The sequence below is a fragment of the Arcanobacterium haemolyticum DSM 20595 genome (genome assembly GCF_000092365.1).
In the GTDB taxonomy this organism is placed as follows: Bacteria; Actinomycetota; Actinomycetes; order Actinomycetales; family Actinomycetaceae; genus Arcanobacterium; species Arcanobacterium haemolyticum.
Map to the genome: position 1 here is coordinate 1,503,902 of NC_014218.1, position 20,574 is coordinate 1,524,475.

The window sequence follows — 20,574 nt, forward strand, 5'->3', positions numbered from 1 at the left end:
GTATGCCTTACTTCATCTCGGCCTTAGGAAGACGCTTAACGTAAGCCAAAAGCAGAGCAGAGAAAACTGCTGCTAATACTGCTGCTCCAGCCAAAATATAGAAAATAACTGGATATGCATCATTCCCCTGCGCATCAATAATCGATCCAAACCACGCAGATGAGAACGTGTCCGGCAAGAAACCAATCACAGAGAGAAGGCCAGTTGCCGTTCCGAAAATAGACAGCGGAACTTTACCTTCAGTTAGCTGAGACGAAACCACACCAAACACACCATTCGCGATAAAGCCAAGTGCAACCACGATGATCGCTGCAACAACTGCCATACCTGCAGTCTGCGGAAGAACTGTGAACGCTACCAAGCCAGCCGCAGCAGTAAGAGAAGAAAGCGCAATAATACGAGACGGGGAACCGACTGCCTTTGCCATAAACCCAAAGGCAGGCCCAGACAAGAGTGTCACACCATAGGTTCGCAAAATCGATACCACTGTAACTACTCCAAGCGATGCGCCCATCACGTCTTTGAGATAAGGAGTCGTGTAGTTAACGCCGGTGTAGTAGAAGTACACGAAGAACATTGTTAACGAAGCCAACCACACAACAGGATTCTTGAAGGCCTCAGTCACCATCGAAATCTGGAAACCAGAACTAGAAGGCGCAATTTCCCCTTCGAACCGTGGAATGAACAGGTAAGAGAGAATGCCCAAAAGAAGAATGAGGACGCCAAGGAAAACAAGCATCGTACGGATAGCCATGATCATGTTGTTTGCCATCCACGTCACAATGCCAAGGCTTACTAAACCTACGAGCAGACCTGCAGCCCCATAGAACCCGTAGGAAACCCCGATATTGCGCGAGTATTCATCTTCTTCTGAGATAAGGCGAACCAGCTTGAAACGGATTCCCCACCAGATCAAAATCGTTGTAATACCCATACCAACGAACACAACATAAAGCATTCCGATGGACGGCAACATTGCATACACGAATGTCAGCACTGCTGTACTAACAAAGCCTACCCACGCCAAAGTCCGTGTACGGATCTTATCTGCAATAATTCCAGAAGGAAGGTAGCAAATCGTCGCGGTGATGGCGTACGCCGACAGCATCTTACCGATCTCAGCATTCGATGCTCCCGTTGCTTGCATCAGTGGATCATAAAAAACGTTTTTTAAATATGCCGGTGTATAGATGATCGAACTTCCGATTGATACCAGAACCAGAAGAAAGAAACGGTGACTCCGAGACAAGTCGGAAGCATGCACCTCAGTGCGGAAATTTTTCATAGCATGTTCGCTTTCACGAGCAGAAGACTGGATAGAAAAAATCGATCTTTACCCATAAGCACATATCGCTGCTTATGGGTAAAGATCGATGGCATAAAAAATGGAGTCGATTCTGGACTCCGTAAGTCCGAAACCAACTCCTTAACTTGTGATCCCTCGCACTGAGGCGAGTGAAGCGCGCTGGCCTCAATGCCAGCGACTTGGCTCTGCCAGATCACAAGGCAAGTCTATCAAAAGCCTTATTACGCACTTTAGGAAAAACGTCCCGATCGTGCTCTCGGGACGTTTTCAATAATGCTATTTTTACGTTGTGCTCAGCTCGTTTTAGCTCAGCGGCGCAACCTTGATTCCGAATCGGGCGAGCTCTTTTTCGCCGCCATCCGGTTCAGTGAGTACCCAGATTCCGCCTTTGTGCAGGGCCACCATGTGTTCCCAGTGGCAGGCGTCGGATCCGTCGTCTGTCACTACGGTCCATTCGTCTGCAAGAGTGTGGTTATCTTGCGCGCCGGCGGTCAGCATCGGTTCGATACAGAGGACCATTCCTGGCTTGAGTTTCGGGGTTCGCCCGTCGATTGAGTAGTTGAGGACTTCCGGTTCTTGGTGCATTGAGTCACCAATTCCGTGCCCGGTGAAGTCAAGGACGATGTCGGGATGGAGTTCGCCGTCGAGTGATTCGACGTAGTCATCGATCGCGTCACCAATATCCCCCACGCGCTTTCCAGTTGCCATCGCCGCGATACCTACCCACATTGATTCGCGTGTAATATCGGAAAGTTCTTGACGTTTCGCGGTGATAGCCGCGTCTCCCCCAGGAACGACGACGGAGATGCACGCATCCCCATGCCATCCATCAACGATGGCGCCGCAATCGAAGGACACAAGATCGCCTGGTTGCAACACGTAATCGCCGGGAATGCCGTGAACGATCACGTTATTCACCGACGTACAAATGTGCCCCGGATAATCGTAATAGCCGTAGAAATTTGATCGGGATCCATTTTTGGCCAGGACTTCTTGTGCAACCGCATCCATATCCGCGGTGGTCACGCCTGGTTTCACGGCATCACGTAGCGCTGCATGGATTTGAGCGACGACGAGACCAGCAGCACGCATCTTCACGATCTGTTCGTCAGTTTTATATTGGATTGAATGTCCCATGATTTCTGATCCTTATATATGTGGATAAAAAGTTAACTGCTAGCTACGTGGTAGCTAGCAGTTAACTTACGTTCAGTTAAGACCTAGACGTTCTTTCACTGCGGTGACGATTCGTTCGCGAACCTCTTCGATCGTACCCATACCATCAATCGTGATGAGCTTGTTACGATCGCGGAAAGCTCCGATGATCGGTTCGGTTGCATCGTGGTAGACCTTGACGCGGTGGGCAATCACTTCAGGGGTGTCATCGGCGCGTCCTTCGATCTCAGCTCGCTTCAGGAGACGGCCTTCAACTTCCTCATCTGGAATTTCGATATCAACCATGGCGTCAATGCTCAAGCCGTCTTCAGCCAACATGGCTTCGAGCGCATCAATCTGTTCGAGAGTGCGTGGGTAGCCATCGAGCAAGAAGCCGTTGACAGCGTCCGGGCGTGCCAGACGACGCCGAACGATTTCGTTCGTCACGGAGTCTGGAACCAAGTTACCTTCGCTAATGTAGCGCTGGGCTTCAAGGCCGATGTCAGACTTGTTGGCGATTTCCGCACGGAAGATTTCTCCAGTGGAAATAGCTGGAATGCCAAGTTGCTGTGAAACTGTGGTCGCTTGAGTGCCCTTGCCTGCTCCTGGAGGACCAGCAAGAATCAAACGGAAACTCATCGTAGGAATCCTTCGTAGTGTCGCTGTTGGAGCTGGGCGTCAATATCCTTAACAGTTTGAAGACCAACGCCAACGAGAATGATGATCGACGTTCCGCCGAAGCTGAACGTAGTCAAACCCATTTGGGTAAAGACGATCTGCGGGATGAGCGCGATGATCGCCAAGTAGAGGGCGCCAACCCACGTGATTCGGTTGATCACGTAACGCAGGTAATCTGCGGTTGGCTGGCCTGCGCGAATACCTGGGACGAAGCCGCCGTAGCGTTTCATGTTGTCTGCAACTTCTTCTGGATTGAAGGTGATCGACGTGTAGAAGAATGCGAAGAACAAAATTAGGAAGAAGTACACGCACAGGTACGAGAATGAATGTGGCGCAAAGTAGGTGTGAATCCAGCCTGCCCAGCCTTCATTTGACTGCGCGAACTGAGCAATCATGGTTGGCATCGACAAAATCGAGGATGCGAAGATAACTGGAATAACGTTTGCCATGTTGAGCTTCAGCGGGATGTAGGTGGATGTGCCGCCGTAGGTGCGACGCCCAACAACACGCTTTGCATACTGTACTGGGATACGACGCTGGGACTGTTCCACGTACACAACCACAACAATGATCGCAAGGAACATGCCAAGGACGATCAGGACGCCCAGCCAGCCGTGGTTCGACTGGCTGACGCTGCCGAGCATTGCTGGGAAGTTAGCTGCGATACCCGTGAAGATCAAGAGAGACATACCGTTGCCCACACCGCGTTCAGTGATAAGTTCCGCCATCCACATGATCAGGCCTGTACCGGCAGTCATCGCCAAAATAGCAATAATGTACTTGCCTGCCGATGCGTTCGGGATCGGATCAACGGAGCATTTCTGGAACAGTGCGCCGTTAGCCACAGACACGGTAACAGAAGACTGTAGGATAGCCAGGAAAATCGTGAGGTAACGAGTGTACTCCGTGAGCTTTGCTTGGCCCGTCTGGCCTTCCTTGGAGAGCTCTTCAAAACGCGGGATAACAACCTTCATCAACTGAACGATGATGGACGCCGTAATGTACGGCATGATACCGAGCGCAAAGACTGCAAGTTTGAGCATAGCACCACCCGAGAACATGTTGATCAGGGTGAGCAGACCGTCACTCCCCGCTTCATCGAGACACTTGGTGACATTCTCATATGAAACAAATGGAGCAGGGATGAACGTACCGAGACGGTAGATCACCATAATCATAACGGTGAAGAGGAGCTTTGCTCGCAAGTCTGGGGTACGGAAGGCTGAGATCAGTGCGTGTAGCAAGGAAGTTCCTCCGATGTTGGTTCCGGGATCGCCGGGCACGGTATATCGGCAAACGCCGATGTCTGGGCATAACAAGGCTCGAAAGCCATCGTGTACTTAGCCATAACTATGCACACTTTCTTTGATAACTATACCCGTTACACAGGCATAAATAGTAACGTTAATCAAGTTACGTTTGAGACATTCTACATGTAAAAGGCGGGCTCTGAATCACATAAGTGACTTAGAGCCCGCCTTAGGCTTTACGCGCTATGATCAGCGCTGCTCGAGCGAACCACCAGCAGCTTCGATCTTCTCCTTTGCAGAAGCAGACCAAGCGTCAACAGTAACGTTGACCTTAACGCTGATTTCGCCGGTACCAAGAACCTTGACGAGCTTGTTTGCGCGGACAGCGCCCTTTACAACAAGTTCTTCAACGGTAACGGTGCCACCCTCTGGGAAGAGGGATTCGAGCTTGCTCAAGTTAACAACTTGGTATTCGATGCGAGCCGGGTTCTTAAAACCACGGAGCTTCGGCAGGCGCATATGCATTGGCATCTGGCCACCTTCGAAACCAGCCTTAACCTGGTAGCGTGCCTTGGTACCCTTGGTACCGCGGCCAGCAGTCTTACCCTTTGAGCCTTCACCACGGCCAACGCGAGTGCGTGCCTTCTTGGCGCCAGCTGCTGGGCATAGATCGTGAACCTTCAGAACGTCAGCCATCAGGCAACCTCCTCCACAGTAACCAGGTGGGCAACCGTGCGGATCATCCCGCGGACAACCGGGGTATCTTCACGAACGACCGACTGGTGGATCTTGTGCAGGCCAAGCGAACGAACCGTATCTTTCTGGTTCTGCTTGGTACCTACCAAACCCTTCGTCTGAGTAATCTTGAGTTTCATCATGCACCAACTCCTGCGGCGGCAGCTTCATTCTCAGCACGCTGTGCTTCGAGTTCAGCATCTTCGCGTTCCTTAGCTTCATGCTCTGCTCGCTTGCGGAGCATTGCCTGAGGAGCAACTGCGTCGAGTGCAAGACCACGGCGAGCAGCAACAGCTTCAGGCTGTTCGAGCTGCTTCAGTGCTGCGATCGTACCGCGAACAATATTGATAGCGTTGGAAGAACCGAGGGACTTAGAAAGAACATCGTGGATACCAGCGCACTCCATGATTGCACGAACTGGGCCACCGGCGATAACACCGGTACCAGCCGAAGCTGGACGGAGCAAGACGACGCCTGCGGCGTCCTTACCCTGGACCAAGTGTGGAATCGTAGTGCCAATACGTGGAACCTTGAAGAAGTTCTTCTTTGCTTCCTCGGTACCCTTAGCAATAGCTGCCGGTACTTCCTTTGCCTTACCGTAACCAACACCGACGGTGCCGTTGCCATCGCCCACCACAACAAGTGCGGTGAAGGACATGCGACGTCCACCCTTGACGGTCTTAGCAACACGGTTGATCGTCACGACGCGCTCTACGTATGCGTTGCGGTCCTCGGCGCGACGATCGGTACGACGATCGCCACGGCGATCATCTCGACGGTTGTTGCGCTCGTTGCGCGCGCCGTCGTTCTCCGAGCCAGCGGCTCGTCCTCGCTGCTGTGCAGCCATAAGAATTTCCTCTCGTTTCGCCAATTTACAGGGTCAAGCCAGCTTCGCGGGCGCCTTCTGCGACAGCAGCAACACGACCGTGGTACTTGTTTCCACCACGGTCAAAGACCACTGTGGTAATACCAGCGTCGATCGCACGCTTGCCGATGAGTTCACCAACAACGCGGGACTTAGAAACCTTGGAATCGGATGAGGCGCGCAGATCGACTTCGAGAGTTGACGCAGACACGAGGGTCTTGCCAACGGTGTCGTCGATAACCTGTGCAACCATGTGGCGATTTGACCGGGTAACAACCAGGCGTGGACGCTCGGTGGTACCGGAAATACGCTTGCGAAGACGGATATGGCGGCGAGTACGTGAAACGAACTTGCCCTTGCCCTTTGGAGTAACAGCCATCACTTACCAGCCTTTCCGGCCTTGCGACGAACATGTTCGCCGGCATAGCGAATACCCTTGCCCTTGTATGGCTCAGGCTTACGGAGTTTACGGATGCGAGCTGCCATCTCACCGACCTGCTGCTTGTTGATGCCGCTGATCGAGAACTTCGTAGGAGCCTCGACTGCGAAGGTGATACCTTCTGGAGCTTCAACGTAGATCGTGTGGGAGTAACCAAGAGAGAACTCGAGGTCCGAGCCCTTTGCAACAACACGGTAACCAGTACCCACGATTTCGAGAGACTTGGTGTAGCCGGTGGTAACACCGGTGATGTTGTTGGAGATCAGCGTACGGGTCAAACCGTGAAGCGAACGAGAGACGCGCTCGTCGTTTGGACGCTTAACGGTAATGGTGCCGTCTTCAATCTCAACGGTAATGGGAGCCGGGATGGTGTGAGTGAGTTCACCCTTTGGGCCCTTAACGGAGATAACATCGCCGTCAAGCTTGACCTCAACACCTGCAGGGATGGCAATTGGGAGCTTACCAATACGAGACATTGTTTAACTCCTTCCTTACCAGATGTAGGCGAGGACTTCCCCACCTACGCCCTTGTCCTTGGCCTCACGGTCAGTGAGCAGACCTGACGACGTGGACAAGATTGCCACGCCAAGGCCGCCGAGAACCTGAGGAAGATTGGTGGACTTCGCGTAAACGCGGAGACCCGGCTTAGAAATACGGCGAAGACCAGCAAGCGCACGCTCGCGGTTTGGACCGAACTTCAAGTTGAGGGTGAGCGTCTTGCCCACCTGGGCATCTTCGACTGTGAAGTCGGCGATGTAACCCTCACGCTGAAGGATGTTGGCGATGTTTGCCTTCATCTTCGAGTACGGCATCGAAACCGACTCGTGGAACGCCGAGTTGGCGTTACGCAGACGCGTGAGCATATCTGCAATTGGGTCTGTCATAGACATCGGGCTTTTGCCCTTTCTCGTCGCGGTTTCCTGTTAAGACCTGCGACGTAGATTCTTACCAGCTGGACTTCTTTACACCGGGGAGTTCGCCACGGTGGGCCATCTCGCGCAAGCAAACACGGCACAGGCCGAACTTGCGGTAAACCGAGTGCGGACGGCCGCAACGCTGACAACGGGTGTAAGCGCGAACGGCGAACTTAGGCTTACGAGCAGCCTTTACCTTGAGTGAGGTCTTTGCCATTGTCGTCAGTCCTCCTTGAACGGGAATCCAAGGTGACGCAACAATGCACGTCCCTCGTCGTCGGTCTTGGCGGTCGTAACCACGGTGATATCCATACCGCGGACACGATCAATCTTGTCCTGGTCGATTTCGTGGAACATGGACTGTTCGGTCAAACCGAAGGTGTAGTTACCATGTCCATCGAACTGCTTTGCAGACAAACCGCGGAAATCGCGGATACGTGGCAGAGCAGTTGCGAGCAGACGATCAAGGAATTCCCACATACGATCGCCACGCATAGTAACGTGGCAGCCAATTGCCTGACCTTCGCGCAGCTTAAACTGTGCGATGGACTTGCGTGCTCGGTTGATCTGTGGCTTCTGGCCGGTGATAGCGGTGATATCAGCGATAGCACCTTCCAGAACCTTAGAATCACGTGCTGCATCGCCGACACCCATGTTGACGACGATCTTTTCCAGACCTGGAATCTGGTTGACGTTTACGTACTTGAACTCGTCGTTCATCTTGGAACGAATTTCATCGGCGTACTTAGTCTTCAAACGCGGAGTAATCTTCTCGCTCACAGTTCGATTTCCTTTCCACCGCGACGGCCAATACGCTCGCGCATGATCTTCTTGCGGCCATCGCGCTCAACTTCAACCTCACGGAAACCAACGCGAATTGGCTTCTTGTCTGGGCCAACGAGGGCCACGTTCGAGATGTGAATTGGAGCTTCGACGGTTTCGATGCCGCCAGTTGCTGCACCACGATCGGTACGACCGACCTTGGTGTGCTTCTTCACGCGAGCAACGCCTTCGACGATGACACGGTTTTCAGCTGGGAAAACTGTCAAAACAGTTCCCTGCAAGCCCTTGTCACGTCCCGCGATTACCTGAACTAGGTCACCCTTCTTGATCTTCGCCATGTGTCAGATCACCTCCGGTGCCAATGAAACGATACGCATGAACTTCTTATCGCGAAGTTCACGAGCAACGGGGCCGAAGATACGGGTACCACGTGGCTCGTTCTCGTTCTTCAGGATGACAGCTGCGTTTTCGTCGAAACGAATGTACGAGCCGTCAGCGCGACGAGTGCTCTTCTTTGCACGGACGACGACCGCCTTAACGACGTCGCCCTTCTTTACATTACCGCCAGGAATAGCATCCTTGACGGTGGCGACAATCGTGTCGCCAATTCCGGCGTAGCGCTTGCCAGAACCGCCAAGCACGCGGATGCAGAGGATTTCCTTAGCACCGGTGTTGTCGGCGATCTTAAGCCGCGACTCCTGCTGGATCATTTACATTTCTCCTGTCGTCGTGCCGGTTCTCGTTAAACGAGCCTTGCCGAACGGATGGTTTGCTTTCCCGGGCGTTGCCGCCCGGGATACATCACTTTGCCTTCTCGATAATCTCGACCACGCGGAAGTGCTTGGTCGCAGACAATGGTCGGGTTTCCATGATACGGACGAGATCGCCAACCCGGACCTCGTTAGATTCATCGTGGGCCTTGACGCGCTTGGTACGTGTCATAACCTTACCGTAAAGCGGGTGCTTACGGCGGTCTTCGACTTCGACCACAACTGTCTTGTCCATCTTGTCAGATACTACATAACCACGGCGAACTTTGCGATAGTTTCGCGCTGTGGTTTCAGTCAACTTTTCCTGCTCGCTCATGTGGGACCTCACTTCTTAGCCGTCGGAGCGGTGCGAATTCCGAGCTCACGCTCGCGGGCGATTGTGTAAATACGTGCAATATTACGACGTACTTCCTTGAGACGACCGGAATCTTCCAGACGGTGGGTCACGGCTGAGAAGCGAAGGTTGAACAGTTCTTCCTTCGATTCCTTCAGACGCTCGGCAAGCTCAACGTCAGTTAGCTTGTCTAGCTCTTCAGTGGTGATGCCCTTAGCCATCATTCACCATCCTCACGGGTAACAAAACGGGTCTTCATTGGGAGCTTGTGCATAGCACGCAGCATTGCTTCACGAGCTAGTTGCTCAGGCACACCAGCAAGTTCGAACATGACACGGCCAGGCTTCACGTTGGCAACCCAGGTTTCCACTGGGCCCTTACCAGACCCCATACGAAGGCCGAGAGCCTTCTTGGTGAGCGGGCGATCTGGGAAGATGTTAATCCACACCTTACCACCACGCTTCACGTGACGGGTCATAGCAATACGTGCTGCTTCAATCTGACGGTTGGTAATGTATGCCGGCTCCAGAGCCTGGATACCGAATTCACCGAATGCAATCTGGTTTCCGCCCTTAGACATGCCCGAACGGGTCGGACGATGCTGCTTGCGGTACTTTGTGCGGCGGGGAATGAGCATGTAACTCAGGCCTCCGTTTCCTGGGTCTGTGCCGGCTCGGTTGCCGGTGCTTCAGCCGGAGTAGCGGTTTGCTCTGCCGACTGGTTCGAACGTGCGCCACGGTTCGGACGATCGCCACGACGACCACGACGTTCGCCGCCACGGCCACCGCGACCACGCGGAGCTTCAGCGAGTGAACGGTAGTATTCGGCGTCGGTGATGTCACCGCGGTAGATCCATACCTTCACGCCGATACGGCCGAAGGTGGTGCGTGCCTCGTAGAAACCGTAGTCAATGTTGGCGCGAAGCGTGTGCAGTGGAACTCGACCTTCACGGTAGAATTCTGCACGCGACATTTCAGCGCCGCCAAGACGGCCAGAGCACTGAACACGGATACCCTTAGCGCCTGCACGCTGCGCGGACTGAATGCCCTTGCGCATTGCGCGACGGAAGGAAACACGTGCTGCGAGTTGCTCAGCAATACCCTGAGCAACAAGCTGTGCGTCAGCTTCTGGGTTCTTAACTTCGAGGATGTTAAGCTGAACGGCCTTACCGGTCAGCTTCTCAAGATCCTGGCGAAGACGATCGGCTTCTGCACCACGACGGCCAATGACGATGCCTGGACGTGCAGTGTGGATGTCGATCACAACGCGCTCGGTACGACGCTCGATGTTGACGCGGGAAATACCTGCGCGTTCGAGATCGTTTTCGACCTTGCGGCGAATCTTGATGTCTTCTTCAATGTAATCGCGGTAACGCTGACCTTCCTTGGAGGAATCAGCGAACCACTTTGACCGATGTTCGGTGGTGATACCGAGACGGAAACCGGTCGGGTTTACTTTCTGTCCCACAATCAGGCTCCCCTCTTCTCGTCACCGACAATAACGGTGATGTGGCTTGTCCGCTTCAAAATGCGGTTCGCACGGCCCTGAGCGCGTGGTTGAATGCGCTTCATGGTTGGGCCTTCATCAACGTAAGCAGCAACAACCTTGAGTTCTGCTTCGTCGAAACGCTCGTTCGCCTGTTCGGCGGCGTAGCGGGCATTAGCAACAGCAGATTCAAGAATCTTCTTGACGTCTGTTGCGATTGCCTGTGGTGCGAACTTCAGTAGGTCGACCGCTGCGAGGACACGCATTCCACGGATCTCGTTGATCACGCGACGTGCCTTCTGCGGCGTAACACGTACGTAACGTGCCTGTGCCTTGGCTTCCATAATCCTGCCTAACTCTCTCGCGCTGCCTCAGCGGCGGCGGCCCTTGCGATCGTCCTTCTCGTGACTCCGGAAAGTACGAGTTGGAGCGAATTCGCCGAGCTTGTGGCCGACCATGGATTCGGTGACGAACACCGGAACATGCTTGCGGCCGTCGTGGACTGCAAAGGTGTGACCTAGGAAATCGGGGGTGATAACCGACCGACGGGACCAGGTCTTGATAACGTTCTTGGTACCCTTTTCGTTCTGTTCGTCAACCTTCTTCATAAGGTGTGAATCGACGAACGGGCCCTTCTTCAAACTACGCGGCATTGCTCAAATCCTCCTGATCAGCGCTTCTTGCCAGTCTTGCGACGGCGCACAATGAGCTTGTCGCTGGGCTTGTTGGGGTGGCGGGTGCGGCCTTCCTTCTGGCCCCATGGTGAAACTGGGTGACGGCCACCAGAGGTCTTGCCTTCACCACCACCATGTGGGTGGTCAACCGGGTTCATAACGACACCACGCACGGTTGGGCGGACGCCCTTCCAGCGCATACGGCCAGCCTTACCCCAGTTGATGTTGGACTGCTCAGCATTGCCAACTTCGCCAACAGTCGCACGGCAGCGCGCGTCGACGTTACGAATTTCGCCGGATGGCATACGCAGCTGGGCGTACTTGCCTTCCTTAGCAACGAGCTGCACCGAAACACCAGCGGAACGTGCGATCTTCGCACCGCCGCCTGGGCGCAGTTCCACAGCGTGAATCACGGTACCAACCGGGATGTTACGGAGTGGAAGGTTGTTGCCTGGCTTGATGTCAGCGGATGGACCGTTTTCCACCATCATGCCCTGCTTGAGGTTGACCGGAGCCAAGATGTAGCGCTTTTCGCCATCCACGTAGTGGAGAAGGGCGATACGAGCGGTACGGTTCGGGTCGTACTCAATGTGAGCAACGCGTGCTGGAACGCCGTCCTTGTCGTGACGACGGAAGTCGATCACGCGGTACTGGCGCTTGTGGCCACCGCCCTTGTGACGGGTGGTGATGCGACCGTTGTTGTTACGGCCACCAGTCTTGGAAAGCGGGCGCAGGAGCGACTTCTCCGGCGTCGATCGGGTGATCTCAGCGAAGTCGGCGACGCTCGCACCGCGACGACCTGGTGTCGTCGGCTTGTACTTACGAATTCCCATGAGTTCTTATCCTCAATATCCTGCCGGCGTTAGCCGACGATCTCGCCGTAGATGTCGATCGTGCCCTCACGGAGGGTAACAATGGCTCGCTTGGTAGCCTTGCGACGGCCGATGCCGTTGCGGGTACGGCGGGTCTTGCCTGCACGATTCTGGGTGTTCACGGACTCAACCTTGACACCAAAGATCTTCTCAATGGCGATCTTGATTTCCGTCTTGTTCGCGGATGGCTGCACCAAGAAGGTGTACTTGCCTTCATCCTCGCCGCGAGCAGACTTTTCAGTTGCTACTGGGGCAAGAATGACGTCACGCGGATCCTTGTTATGGAACGCTGCGTACTGAGTCACTTCGTCTCCTCCTTGCTGTGTGCACCAACGAAGGTGTCAAGAGCTGCTTGGGTGAAGATGACATCGTCAGCAACGAGCACATCGTATGCGTTGAGCTGGTCAACGTACAGGGTGTGTGCTTCCTGCAGGTTACGGAGCGAGAGAACTGCGGTCTCTTCGTTACGTTCGAGTACAACAAGTGCACCGCGCTGCTCTGCAACCTTCGAAACGAGGTTGAGGGCTGCCTTGGTGGACGGAGTTGCGGAATCGACGATACCGGTAACGACGTGGATACGGCCGTTACGAGCACGATCAGACAGTGCCTGACGCAATGCTGCAGCAATCATCTTCTTAGGTGTGCGCTGCGAGTAATCGCGTGGGCGCGGGCCGTGGACAGTACCACCGCCGGTGAAGTGAGGTGCGCGGATCGAACCCTGGCGGGCGCGACCGGTACCCTTCTGCTTGAATGGCTTGACGCCACCACCGCGGACTTCGCCACGGGTCTTGGTCTTGTGTGTGCCCTGACGTGCAGCAGCAAGCTGAGCAACAACAACCTGGTGGATCAGCGGAATGTTGATCTCGAGATCGAACGACTCTGCTGGGAGAGTTGCCGAACCGGCCTTAGCGCCTGTGGTGTCGAGGATGTCAACCTTGAGGTCTGCCATTTAGATCAGGCTCCCTTCACGGCAGTACGGATCACGACGACGCCACCCTTGTTACCTGGGATAGCGCCAGACACGAGAATAAGGTTGTTCTCGGTGTCGATGGCGTGAATGGTCAAGTTTTGCACGGTGACGCGGGCGTTGCCCATACGTCCAGCCATACGCATACCGCGGAAAACGCGGGATGGGGTGGAACATGCGCCGATCGAGCCTGGCTTGCGGTGGTTACGGTGAGCACCGTGGGAAGCGGACACGCCAGCGAAGCCGTGACGCTTCATTACGCCAGCGAAGCCCTTGCCCTTTGACTTACCGATAACATCGATAGTCTGGCCTGCTTCGAAGGTCTCAACACCGAGTTCCTGGCCGAGAGTGTAATCTTCGGCGTCAACAGTGCGGATTTCTGCAACGTGACGACGTGGCTCAACGCCAGCCTTCTCAAAGTGACCCTTGAGTGGCTTCGTCACATTCTTAGCTTTCAGTTCGCCAGATGCAATCTGGACTGCTGAATAGCCATCGATTTCAGGTGTACGAACCTGAGTAACAACGTTCTTACCAACACGAACGACAGTCACTGGAACGAGTTTTGCGTTCTCATCCCAGACCTGGGTCATGCCGAGCTTGATGCCGAGCAGGGCCTTAACAGGCGCCACTGTGGCAGTAGTGATGTTCTTGGTCATTTTATGCGTTACCTCAGAGCTTGATCTCGACGCTAACGTCGGCTGGAAGATCCAGACGGCGAAGCGTGTCAATGGTCTTCAGAGTCGGATCGACAATGTCGATCAGTCGCTTATGCGTACGCATTTCGAAGTGTTCGCGACTGTCCTTGTACTTGTGGGGCGAGCGAATGACCGTGAAAACGTTCTTCTCGGTCGGCAACGGCACTGGGCCCACGACCGACGCTCCTGTACGGGTAACTTCGTCGACGAGCTTTTTCGCTGCGTTGTCGATGACCTCATGGTCATAAGACTTCAGACGGATGCGGATCTTTTGTCCCGCCATGGCGTCGTCTCCCTCTCTTCTACCGCGGAACACTGAAACCCGCATTCGGGCGTGTCGCGGTTAAGCAATCAACAACGTCAAGCCCTATGAGATTTTTCAGTGAACCGGCCTTATGTACCGAAATACTTTTGCACTTCGGCCAAGTTCTTAACGTCTGGATACAACCAGACAACTTGATAAGTATTGCAAACATTGCCTACACCCTTCAAGTCTGAACCGTGGTTAGTGTCTTACTCCACTTCGAATGTAGTCGAATGTTAAAAGGATGGGCCCTGCCGAAGCGGCAGGGCCCATCCATAGGCTTAGTTACCTAAAAGATGCATCACTTGATGATCTTGGTGACTCGACCTGAACCAACGGTGCGGCCACCCTCACGGATAGCGAAGCCGAGGCCCTCTTCCATAGCGATTGGCTGGATGAGCTCAACTGTCATGTCGGTGTTGTCGCCTGGCATAACCATTTCGGTGCCCTCTGGAAGGGTGATCACGCCGGTAACATCCGTGGTACGGAAGTAGAACTGTGGACGGTAGTTGGAGAAGAATGGGTTGTGACGGCCACCTTCTTCCTTACCGAGCACGTAGACCTGAGCTTCGAAGTTGGTGTGTGGGGTGATGGTGCCTGGCTTGGCAACAACCTGACCACGTTCAACATCTTCGCGCTTGGTGCCACGGAGGAGAAGACCACAGTTTTCGCCTGCATCTGCGTGATCCATCGACTTGTGGAACATTTCGATACCGGTAACGGTTGTCTTCTGTGGTGCACGGATACCGAGGATTTCAACTTCTTCGTTCAAGTTGAGCATACCGCGCTCTGCACGGCCGGTAACAACGGTGCCACGACCGGTGATGGTGAAGACGTCTTCGATTGGCATGAGGAATGGCTTATCGAGGTCACGCACTGGATCGTCGAAGTAGGTATCGACAGCTTCCATGAGATCTTCGATTGCCTTGCTCCATTCGGCATCGCCTTCGAGAGCCTTGAGTGCCGAGATCTTGACGACTGGGAGGTCGTCACCTGGGTACTCCTGGGAAGAGAGAAGCTCACGAACTTCCATTTCGACGAGTTCGAGGATTTCCTCGTCGTCAACCATGTCAGCCTTGTTGAGAGCAACGATGATCTGTGGAACGCCAACCTGGCGAGCAAGAAGAACGTGCTCGCGGGTCTGAGCCATTGGACCGTCGGTAGCTGCAACAACGAGGATTGCGCCGTCCATCTGAGCTGCGCCGGTAATCATGTTCTTGATGTAATCGGCGTGGCCTGGAGCGTCAACGTGAGCGTAGTGACGCTTTTCGGTCTGGTATTCAACGTGGGAAACGTTGATGGTAATACCACGCTGGCGCTCTTCTGGAGCGTTATCAACCTGGTCGAACGGGGTGAACTCGTTCAGTTCTGGGTACTTATCCGCAAGAACCTTGGTAATAGCAGCGGTCGTCGTCGTCTTACCGTGATCGACGTGACCGATGGTGCCGATGTTCATATGCGGCTTGGACTTGTCGTACTTGGCCTTGGCCACTTTCGCCCTCCTGGGACTCGATGTTATTTGGTCTTCAGCTTATAAGTTTTGTGCGCTAGCACCAAACCGTGGCTAAAGAGATCCTACTGGTCGATTGGTTTGATTGTAAATCAGACCTGTTGGCTCACTCGCCACGGGTCTTCTGGATGATCTCGTCGGCAACAGCCTTCGGGACTTCCTGGTACTTCGCGAACTGCATGGAGTACACCGCACGACCCTGCGTCTTAGAACGCAGATCGCCAACGTATCCGAACATTTCGGAAAGCGGAACGAGAGCGCGAACGATCTTTACACCGGTCGCATCCTCCATCGAGGAGATCTGACCACGGCGAGAGTTAAGATCGCCGATCACATCTCCCATGTACTCTTCAGGAGTACGGACCTCCACGTCCATCACTGGTTCGAGGATAACCGGGTTGGCGCGCTTTGCACCTTCACGGAATACCATCTGGCCGGCGATCTTGAACGCCATTTCGGAGGAATCGACGTCGTGGTACGCGCCGTCTTCGAGCGTGGCCTTCACGTTCACCATTGGGTAACCGGCAAGAACGCCGTTCTCCATGGCTGCCTGAATACCAGCATCGACTGACGGAATGTACTCGCGTGGCACGCGGCCACCGGTCACGGCGTCAACAAACTCGTAAGTCTTGCCTTCTTCGTTTTCCTCGAGAGGTTCGAAGGTAACAAGAACCTTTGCGAACTGACCGGAACCACCGGTCTGCTTCTTGTGGGTGTAGTCGATAGACTTCGCAACGGAACGGATGGTTTCACGGTATGCAACCATCGGTGCACCAACGTTTGCCTCAACCTTGAATTCGCGACGCATACGGTCAACGATGATGTCAAGGTGGAGTTCGCCCATACCGCCAATGACGGTCTGGCCGGACTCGTCATCAAGACGAACGGTGAAGGTTGGATCTTCTTCAGCAAGCTTCTGAATAGCAATGCCGAGCTTTTCCTGGTCAGCCTTCGACTTTGGCTCGATTGCGACGTGGATAACTGGATCCGGGAATGTCATCGATTCGAGCGAGATTGGGTGGTTGAGATCGGTCAAGGAATCACCAGTGGTGGTATCCTTCAGGCCGATAACAGCGTAGATGTGGCCAGCGTGAGCGGTATCAACTGGGTTTTCCTTGTTGGAGTGCATCTGGAAGATCTTTCCAATACGCTCCTTCTTACCCTTGGTTGCGTTGAGAACCTGCGAACCAGCATCCATCTTGCCGGAGTACACGCGAACGTAGGTCAAACGACCAAAGAACGGGTGAACAGCAATCTTGAATGCGAGAGCTGCGAATGGTTCCTTCTCATCTGGCTGACGCGTGAGCTCAACTTCTTCGTCACGTGGATCAACACCCTTAACTTCGCCTACATCGAGTGGGGAAGGAAGGAAGTCAACGACGGCGTCGAGAACTGGCTGGATGCCAATGTTCTTGTATGCCGAACCACAGTAAACTGGGAAGCCTTCGCCGGCGATAGTCATACGGCGAATGACCTTCTTGAGCTCTGCAACGGTTGGTTCTTCGCCGCTGAGGTACTTGTCAAGAAGTTCGTCGTCGTTTTCTGCAACCTGCTCAACGAGAGCAGCGCGGTATTCTTCAGCCTTGTCGAGGAGATCAGCTGGAATCTCTTCTTCAACAACCAAGTTACCCATGGTTGCGTTGCCCTTATCATCCTTCTCAGGGAAGCGCAGTGCCTTCATGTTGAGAAGATCGATAACGCCAGCGAGTTCGGACTCAGCACCGATTGGGAGTTCCATGATCACTGGGACAGCGTGGAGGCGGTCCTTCAGTGTCTGAACCGAGAAGTAGAAGTCCGCACCCATCTTGTCCATCTTGTTGATGAAGCAGATACGTGGAACATTGTACTTGTCAGCCTGGCGCCAAACGGTTTCGGACTGTGGTTCAACACCTTCCTTGCCGTCGAACACTGCAACAGCGCCGTCGAGAACGCGGAGCGAACGCTCCACTTCGACGGTGAAGTCAACGTGTCCTGGGGTGTCGATGATGTTGATCTGATGACCCTTCCAGAACGAGGTAACAGCAGCAGACGTAATCGTAATGCCGCGTTCCTTTTCCTGCTCCATCCAGTCAGTGGTGGAGGCGCCATCGTGGGTTTCACCGAGCTTGTAGTTAATACCGGTGTAGAAGAGGATGCGCTCAGTAACGGTGGTTTTACCCGCGTCAATGTGCGCCATAATTCCGATGTTACGGACCTTCTTGAGGTCGGTAAGCACTTCGTGTGCCATGGCTCTCTTTCCTGATCATGCCGGGCGGGTGCCCGACGGCTTTTTACCAGCGGTAGTGCGCAAACGCACGGTTCGCTTCGGCCATCTTGTGCATGTCCTCACGGCGCTTAACAGCGGCGCCGAGGCCATTAGCGGCGTCCATGATTTCGTTCTGGAGGCGTTCGAGCATGGTGTGCTCACGGCGACCGCGGGAGAAATCAACGAGCCAGCGAAGTGCGAGCGTGTTTGCACGGCCAGGCTTCACTTCAACTGGAACCTGGTAGGTTGCACCGCCGACGCGGCGGGAACGCACTTCGAGCTGTGGACGGATGTTGTCAAGTGCGCGCTTGAGGACGGAAAGTGGTTCCTGACCAGTCTTTTCGCCAACAGCGGTGAGTGCACCGTAGACGATGCGTTCTGCTGTGGACTTCTTACCATCAAGAAGCACGCGGTTAATGAGCTGGGTAACGACTGTGGAGCCGTGAACCGGATCAGCAATGAGCGGGCGCTTACGCGCTGGACCCTTACGTGGCATTACTTCTTCTCCTTCTTAGCACCGTACTTGGAACGGCCCTGGTTACGGCTCTTAACACCTTGGGTGTCAAGTGCACCACGGACGATGTGGTAACGCACACCAGGAAGATCCTTCACACGACCACCGCGAACGAGCACGATCGAGTGCTCCTGGAGGTTGTGGCCTTCGCCTGGGATGTAAGCGGTAACTTCGATACCGGAAGAAAGACGGACACGGGCAACCTTACGAAGAGCCGAGTTTGGCTTCTTTGGGGTTGTGGTGTACACACGGGTGCACACGCCACGACGCTGCGGGCTAGCCTTCAGCGCCGGCGTGTTGGATGAACTCGCCTTGCTGGAGCGGCCCTTACGGACCAGCTGCTGAATAGTTGGCACTATTTCTCCTGTTGATATGTCAATAGTCGAACTGCCCGCCTGTTCGCCTTTTTCGAACCTGCGGTCGGAAAGACACCGTTCTTTCCTAACGTCCAAGCGTATTCACATTCGAAAATCCGACAGTGTGGAGACAGGCTTTCACGAGAAAGCGTTCGGTTTTTCCGAATTGGCAACGGTATACGCATGGAACGGGCACCGTTCATAAGACTAACGAATCCGCACTACATCAGTCAAAGAATGAGCGCATTTTGCTTAGTGGCACTAGGCACACAGGCTCCTTTTCCACAGCCATCAGCCCGTTTCACACCACAGTCACACGTTATCAACATCACACAACTTTGCAAGGTGGGCTTCATATTTCTCACGATTATGTGCCGAAAGATTCTCCGTACCCAGGTGGTCATAGAACGCTTCCAGCGCACTAATCGCCGTATCAGTTTTCGATTTCGCGTGAGCAACAGCCGCTGCAAGTTCCGTTTCGACGGCACTATCCATCGCCTGCCCCGTCGTCGTCTCCCACACACCCAAAAGCTGCCGCGGAATCGCAACCGCGTCGCTCACGTTACGCACGTAATTCTTCGCATTCTGGATTAACGACGACGTACGGGCAACTTGCGTATCCAACCGCGCGAAATCTTCACGCAACGCGCGCCCAAGCATACGCAACGAACGCACACTATCTGGATCGTTCTGCATATCAATCAATTCACACACAAACTGGCCATACATTGATAAGTGAAGCCGACTCAACGCAATATTCACCTGCGTGTGCTTAATGTTGGCCCTCAATTCAGTCAACTTAGCAACCAGACCATCCATGTAACCACCGATGATATCCTGCATCGAAATCCACACGGACAACGGCATCGTCAAATCTGGCCGACTCACCGAATGTGCCGAAAACTCCTGGCCCACGTGCGCCATATCCGCCATCGTCGACCGAACATGCGCCACTGCCCCACCGATCTCCTCAACCAGATGATGCAACTGTTCCTGATCCTTCATCCACTGCGAAAAATACGTGTGAATCTGATGCGCCTCTAAGAGCAACTCCCCCAGCTGAGATCCAGAATCTCGCACCGGAAAATCGCCATTATGAGCCTCCCACGCAGAAACTTCAGACGTGAGCGCCATATGCATGAAGTCATCGTATGAAGCAAAACCCGCAAGCTCAAGATCACTCACCAACGCCTGCGCGCCAAGCCGAGCACATGCACGGCGGTTCTGCCCCTCCAACGCTGCCGCATTTTCCACCTGCCGAACATGCGAATAAATTCGATTCGCAGCCTGCGCCAAATCATTGTTCATCGGCGCCGAACGCACCGACAAATAGCCACCGCCATCCAACGGCGTAACCGTGGCAAACACCCGATACTCAGACCCATCCGCAGCCATATTCGTCACGTACGCACCAAACGGTTCGCCGCCAGAAATAGTCTCCCACATCGTCTTAAAGGCACCACCCGGCATATGAGGATGGCGAATAATATTATGCGGCGCACCTGCCAACTGAACACGCTCATAACGTGACATGCGGATAAACACCGAATTCGATAAATCAATCACGCCACGCGAATCAGTTGTAGAAAAGAACAATTCATGCGCAGCTACATTGTGTGCTTGGCCATTAGGCTCAACCATTATTTCTTTACTCCCTTTATAAATGAAAGGGAAAGCGGTGGCATTCGCGCCACCGCTTTCCAATCGTTCTAGTGTCGAATCA

At 54.1% G+C, this 20,574-nt stretch carries 30 protein-coding genes; all 30 read right to left on the bottom strand.

What is annotated here, in order from left to right; translation table 11 throughout:
* Window positions 1–7: 7 nt before the first annotated feature.
* The 30 genes from ARCH_RS06850 to ARCH_RS06990 all read right to left on the bottom strand — a co-directional run bounded on the left by ARCH_RS06850 (window position 8) and on the right by ARCH_RS06990 (window position 20,492).
* Window positions 8–1,285: an MFS transporter gene (locus ARCH_RS06850; protein ID WP_013170558.1), complete on the bottom strand. Its 1,278-nt coding sequence runs from the start codon at window positions 1,283–1,285 to the stop codon at window positions 8–10.
* Window positions 1,286–1,609: 324 nt separating this feature from the next.
* Window positions 1,610–2,443, bottom strand: coding sequence for a type I methionyl aminopeptidase (gene map, locus ARCH_RS06855; RefSeq protein ID WP_013170559.1), 834 nt, complete (start codon window positions 2,441–2,443; stop codon window positions 1,610–1,612).
* 72 nt (window positions 2,444–2,515) lie between these two features.
* On the bottom strand, window positions 2,516–3,100 hold the full coding sequence (locus tag ARCH_RS06860; RefSeq protein ID WP_013170560.1) for an adenylate kinase: 585 nt from the start codon (window positions 3,098–3,100) through the stop codon (window positions 2,516–2,518).
* On the bottom strand, window positions 3,097–4,383 hold the full coding sequence (gene secY, locus ARCH_RS06865; RefSeq protein WP_013170561.1) for a preprotein translocase subunit SecY: 1,287 nt from the start codon (window positions 4,381–4,383) through the stop codon (window positions 3,097–3,099). The genes ARCH_RS06860 and secY overlap by 4 nt, the downstream gene beginning before the upstream one ends.
* A gap of 255 nt (window positions 4,384–4,638) precedes the next feature.
* Window positions 4,639–5,085: a 50S ribosomal protein L15 gene (gene rplO / locus ARCH_RS06870; RefSeq protein WP_013170562.1), complete on the bottom strand. Its 447-nt coding sequence runs from the start codon at window positions 5,083–5,085 to the stop codon at window positions 4,639–4,641.
* Window positions 5,085–5,267, bottom strand: coding sequence for a 50S ribosomal protein L30 (rpmD, locus tag ARCH_RS06875; RefSeq protein ID WP_013170563.1), 183 nt, complete (start codon window positions 5,265–5,267; stop codon window positions 5,085–5,087). The genes rplO and rpmD overlap by 1 nt, the downstream gene beginning before the upstream one ends.
* On the bottom strand, window positions 5,264–5,971 hold the full coding sequence (rpsE, locus tag ARCH_RS06880) for a 30S ribosomal protein S5 (protein ID WP_013170564.1): 708 nt from the start codon (window positions 5,969–5,971) through the stop codon (window positions 5,264–5,266). Before rpsE ends, rpmD begins: the two co-directional genes overlap by 4 nt.
* 25 nt (window positions 5,972–5,996) lie before the next feature.
* On the bottom strand, window positions 5,997–6,368 hold the full coding sequence (rplR, locus tag ARCH_RS06885; protein ID WP_013170565.1) for a 50S ribosomal protein L18: 372 nt from the start codon (window positions 6,366–6,368) through the stop codon (window positions 5,997–5,999).
* Window positions 6,368–6,904: a 50S ribosomal protein L6 gene (gene rplF / locus ARCH_RS06890; protein WP_013170566.1), complete on the bottom strand. Its 537-nt coding sequence runs from the start codon at window positions 6,902–6,904 to the stop codon at window positions 6,368–6,370. The genes rplR and rplF overlap by 1 nt, the downstream gene beginning before the upstream one ends.
* Before the next feature lie 15 nt (window positions 6,905–6,919).
* Window positions 6,920–7,318: a 30S ribosomal protein S8 gene (gene rpsH, locus ARCH_RS06895; RefSeq protein WP_013170567.1), complete on the bottom strand. Its 399-nt coding sequence runs from the start codon at window positions 7,316–7,318 to the stop codon at window positions 6,920–6,922.
* A 55-nt stretch (window positions 7,319–7,373) separates the two neighbouring features.
* Window positions 7,374–7,559, bottom strand: coding sequence for a type Z 30S ribosomal protein S14 (locus tag ARCH_RS09725; RefSeq protein ID WP_013170568.1), 186 nt, complete (start codon window positions 7,557–7,559; stop codon window positions 7,374–7,376).
* Between the two features lie 5 nt (window positions 7,560–7,564).
* Window positions 7,565–8,110, bottom strand: coding sequence for a 50S ribosomal protein L5 (gene rplE, locus ARCH_RS06900; RefSeq protein ID WP_041640984.1), 546 nt, complete (start codon window positions 8,108–8,110; stop codon window positions 7,565–7,567).
* Between the two features lie 8 nt (window positions 8,111–8,118).
* On the bottom strand, window positions 8,119–8,463 hold the full coding sequence (gene rplX / locus ARCH_RS06905; protein WP_013170570.1) for a 50S ribosomal protein L24: 345 nt from the start codon (window positions 8,461–8,463) through the stop codon (window positions 8,119–8,121).
* A 3-nt stretch (window positions 8,464–8,466) separates the two neighbouring features.
* Window positions 8,467–8,835: a 50S ribosomal protein L14 gene (rplN, locus tag ARCH_RS06910; protein WP_013170571.1), complete on the bottom strand. Its 369-nt coding sequence runs from the start codon at window positions 8,833–8,835 to the stop codon at window positions 8,467–8,469.
* A gap of 91 nt (window positions 8,836–8,926) precedes the next feature.
* Window positions 8,927–9,211 carry a 30S ribosomal protein S17 gene (gene rpsQ / locus ARCH_RS06915; RefSeq protein ID WP_013170572.1) on the bottom strand — a complete coding sequence of 95 codons (285 nt, stop codon included), beginning with the start codon at window positions 9,209–9,211 and terminating at the stop codon, window positions 8,927–8,929.
* Between the two features lie 8 nt (window positions 9,212–9,219).
* Window positions 9,220–9,453: a 50S ribosomal protein L29 gene (gene rpmC / locus ARCH_RS06920; RefSeq protein WP_013170573.1), complete on the bottom strand. Its 234-nt coding sequence runs from the start codon at window positions 9,451–9,453 to the stop codon at window positions 9,220–9,222.
* The gene (rplP, locus tag ARCH_RS06925; protein WP_013170574.1) at window positions 9,450–9,866 is read right to left on the bottom strand and encodes a 50S ribosomal protein L16; all 417 of its coding nucleotides are present in this window, start codon (window positions 9,864–9,866) and stop codon (window positions 9,450–9,452) included. The genes rpmC and rplP overlap by 4 nt, the downstream gene beginning before the upstream one ends.
* A 5-nt stretch (window positions 9,867–9,871) precedes the next feature.
* Window positions 9,872–10,696, bottom strand: a complete 825-nt coding sequence (gene rpsC / locus ARCH_RS06930) for a 30S ribosomal protein S3 (RefSeq protein WP_013170575.1) — start codon at window positions 10,694–10,696, stop codon at window positions 9,872–9,874.
* 2 nt (window positions 10,697–10,698) lie between these two features.
* Complete coding sequence (gene rplV, locus ARCH_RS06935) at window positions 10,699–11,058, bottom strand: 50S ribosomal protein L22 (RefSeq protein WP_013170576.1); 360 nt, start codon at window positions 11,056–11,058, stop codon at window positions 10,699–10,701.
* Window positions 11,059–11,085: 27 nt separating this feature from the next.
* On the bottom strand, window positions 11,086–11,367 hold the full coding sequence (gene rpsS, locus ARCH_RS06940) for a 30S ribosomal protein S19 (RefSeq protein ID WP_013170577.1): 282 nt from the start codon (window positions 11,365–11,367) through the stop codon (window positions 11,086–11,088).
* A gap of 17 nt (window positions 11,368–11,384) precedes the next feature.
* Window positions 11,385–12,221, bottom strand: a complete 837-nt coding sequence (rplB, locus tag ARCH_RS06945) for a 50S ribosomal protein L2 (protein ID WP_013170578.1) — start codon at window positions 12,219–12,221, stop codon at window positions 11,385–11,387.
* Between the two features lie 29 nt (window positions 12,222–12,250).
* Window positions 12,251–12,565, bottom strand: a complete 315-nt coding sequence (gene rplW / locus ARCH_RS06950) for a 50S ribosomal protein L23 (protein ID WP_013170579.1) — start codon at window positions 12,563–12,565, stop codon at window positions 12,251–12,253.
* Entirely contained in the window at window positions 12,562–13,209 is a 648-nt protein-coding gene (gene rplD, locus ARCH_RS06955) for a 50S ribosomal protein L4 (RefSeq protein WP_013170580.1), read from the bottom strand. The genes rplW and rplD overlap by 4 nt, the downstream gene beginning before the upstream one ends.
* A 5-nt stretch (window positions 13,210–13,214) precedes the next feature.
* Complete coding sequence (gene rplC / locus ARCH_RS06960; RefSeq protein WP_013170581.1) at window positions 13,215–13,883, bottom strand: 50S ribosomal protein L3; 669 nt, start codon at window positions 13,881–13,883, stop codon at window positions 13,215–13,217.
* Between the two features lie 13 nt (window positions 13,884–13,896).
* Window positions 13,897–14,205 (bottom strand): 30S ribosomal protein S10, encoded by a 309-nt coding sequence (gene rpsJ, locus ARCH_RS06965; protein ID WP_013170582.1) that lies wholly within the window; start codon window positions 14,203–14,205, stop codon window positions 13,897–13,899.
* A 322-nt stretch (window positions 14,206–14,527) separates the two neighbouring features.
* Window positions 14,528–15,718 (bottom strand): elongation factor Tu, encoded by a 1,191-nt coding sequence (tuf, locus tag ARCH_RS06970; RefSeq protein WP_013170583.1) that lies wholly within the window; start codon window positions 15,716–15,718, stop codon window positions 14,528–14,530.
* A gap of 124 nt (window positions 15,719–15,842) precedes the next feature.
* Window positions 15,843–17,963, bottom strand: coding sequence for an elongation factor G (gene fusA, locus ARCH_RS06975; RefSeq protein WP_013170584.1), 2,121 nt, complete (start codon window positions 17,961–17,963; stop codon window positions 15,843–15,845).
* Window positions 17,964–18,006: 43 nt separating this feature from the next.
* On the bottom strand, window positions 18,007–18,477 hold the full coding sequence (rpsG, locus tag ARCH_RS06980) for a 30S ribosomal protein S7 (RefSeq protein ID WP_013170585.1): 471 nt from the start codon (window positions 18,475–18,477) through the stop codon (window positions 18,007–18,009).
* Window positions 18,477–18,851, bottom strand: a complete 375-nt coding sequence (gene rpsL / locus ARCH_RS06985) for a 30S ribosomal protein S12 (RefSeq protein ID WP_013170586.1) — start codon at window positions 18,849–18,851, stop codon at window positions 18,477–18,479. Before rpsL ends, rpsG begins: the two co-directional genes overlap by 1 nt.
* 312 nt (window positions 18,852–19,163) lie before the next feature.
* Window positions 19,164–20,492 (bottom strand): PAS domain-containing protein, encoded by a 1,329-nt coding sequence (locus ARCH_RS06990; RefSeq protein ID WP_013170587.1) that lies wholly within the window; start codon window positions 20,490–20,492, stop codon window positions 19,164–19,166.
* Window positions 20,493–20,574 lie beyond the last annotated feature (82 nt).

What these genes read in the sequence shown, in the direction of transcription:
- ARCH_RS06850 (WP_013170558.1), bottom strand. Translation starts at nt 1,285, where the DNA reads ATGAAAAATTTCCGCACTGAGGTGCATGCTTCCGACTTGTCTCGGAGT.
- map (WP_013170559.1), bottom strand. Translation starts at nt 2,443, where the DNA reads ATGGGACATTCAATCCAATATAAAACTGACGAACAGATCGTGAAGATG.
- ARCH_RS06860 (WP_013170560.1), bottom strand. Translation starts at nt 3,100, where the DNA reads ATGAGTTTCCGTTTGATTCTTGCTGGTCCTCCAGGAGCAGGCAAGGGC.
- rplO (WP_013170562.1), bottom strand. Translation starts at nt 5,085, where the DNA reads ATGGCTGACGTTCTGAAGGTTCACGATCTATGCCCAGCAGCTGGCGCC.
- rpmD (WP_013170563.1), bottom strand. Translation starts at nt 5,267, where the DNA reads ATGATGAAACTCAAGATTACTCAGACGAAGGGTTTGGTAGGTACCAAG.
- rpsE (WP_013170564.1), bottom strand. Translation starts at nt 5,971, where the DNA reads ATGGCTGCACAGCAGCGAGGACGAGCCGCTGGCTCGGAGAACGACGGC.
- rplR (WP_013170565.1), bottom strand. Translation starts at nt 6,368, where the DNA reads ATGGCTGTTACTCCAAAGGGCAAGGGCAAGTTCGTTTCACGTACTCGC.
- rplF (WP_013170566.1), bottom strand. Translation starts at nt 6,904, where the DNA reads ATGTCTCGTATTGGTAAGCTCCCAATTGCCATCCCTGCAGGTGTTGAG.
- rpsH (WP_013170567.1), bottom strand. Translation starts at nt 7,318, where the DNA reads ATGTCTATGACAGACCCAATTGCAGATATGCTCACGCGTCTGCGTAAC.
- ARCH_RS09725 (WP_013170568.1), bottom strand. Translation starts at nt 7,559, where the DNA reads ATGGCAAAGACCTCACTCAAGGTAAAGGCTGCTCGTAAGCCTAAGTTC.
- rplX (WP_013170570.1), bottom strand. Translation starts at nt 8,463, where the DNA reads ATGGCGAAGATCAAGAAGGGTGACCTAGTTCAGGTAATCGCGGGACGT.
- rplN (WP_013170571.1), bottom strand. Translation starts at nt 8,835, where the DNA reads ATGATCCAGCAGGAGTCGCGGCTTAAGATCGCCGACAACACCGGTGCT.
- rpsQ (WP_013170572.1), bottom strand. Translation starts at nt 9,211, where the DNA reads ATGAGCGAGCAGGAAAAGTTGACTGAAACCACAGCGCGAAACTATCGC.
- rpmC (WP_013170573.1), bottom strand. Translation starts at nt 9,453, where the DNA reads ATGATGGCTAAGGGCATCACCACTGAAGAGCTAGACAAGCTAACTGAC.
- rplP (WP_013170574.1), bottom strand. Translation starts at nt 9,866, where the DNA reads ATGCTCATTCCCCGCCGCACAAAGTACCGCAAGCAGCATCGTCCGACC.
- rplV (WP_013170576.1), bottom strand. Translation starts at nt 11,058, where the DNA reads ATGGAAGCCAAGGCACAGGCACGTTACGTACGTGTTACGCCGCAGAAG.
- rpsS (WP_013170577.1), bottom strand. Translation starts at nt 11,367, where the DNA reads ATGCCGCGTAGTTTGAAGAAGGGCCCGTTCGTCGATTCACACCTTATG.
- rplB (WP_013170578.1), bottom strand. Translation starts at nt 12,221, where the DNA reads ATGGGAATTCGTAAGTACAAGCCGACGACACCAGGTCGTCGCGGTGCG.
- rplD (WP_013170580.1), bottom strand. Translation starts at nt 13,209, where the DNA reads ATGGCAGACCTCAAGGTTGACATCCTCGACACCACAGGCGCTAAGGCC.
- rplC (WP_013170581.1), bottom strand. Translation starts at nt 13,883, where the DNA reads ATGACCAAGAACATCACTACTGCCACAGTGGCGCCTGTTAAGGCCCTG.
- rpsJ (WP_013170582.1), bottom strand. Translation starts at nt 14,205, where the DNA reads ATGGCGGGACAAAAGATCCGCATCCGTCTGAAGTCTTATGACCATGAG.
- fusA (WP_013170584.1), bottom strand. Translation starts at nt 17,963, where the DNA reads ATGGCACACGAAGTGCTTACCGACCTCAAGAAGGTCCGTAACATCGGA.
- rpsG (WP_013170585.1), bottom strand. Translation starts at nt 18,477, where the DNA reads ATGCCACGTAAGGGTCCAGCGCGTAAGCGCCCGCTCATTGCTGATCCG.
- ARCH_RS06990 (WP_013170587.1), bottom strand. Translation starts at nt 20,492, where the DNA reads ATGGTTGAGCCTAATGGCCAAGCACACAATGTAGCTGCGCATGAATTG.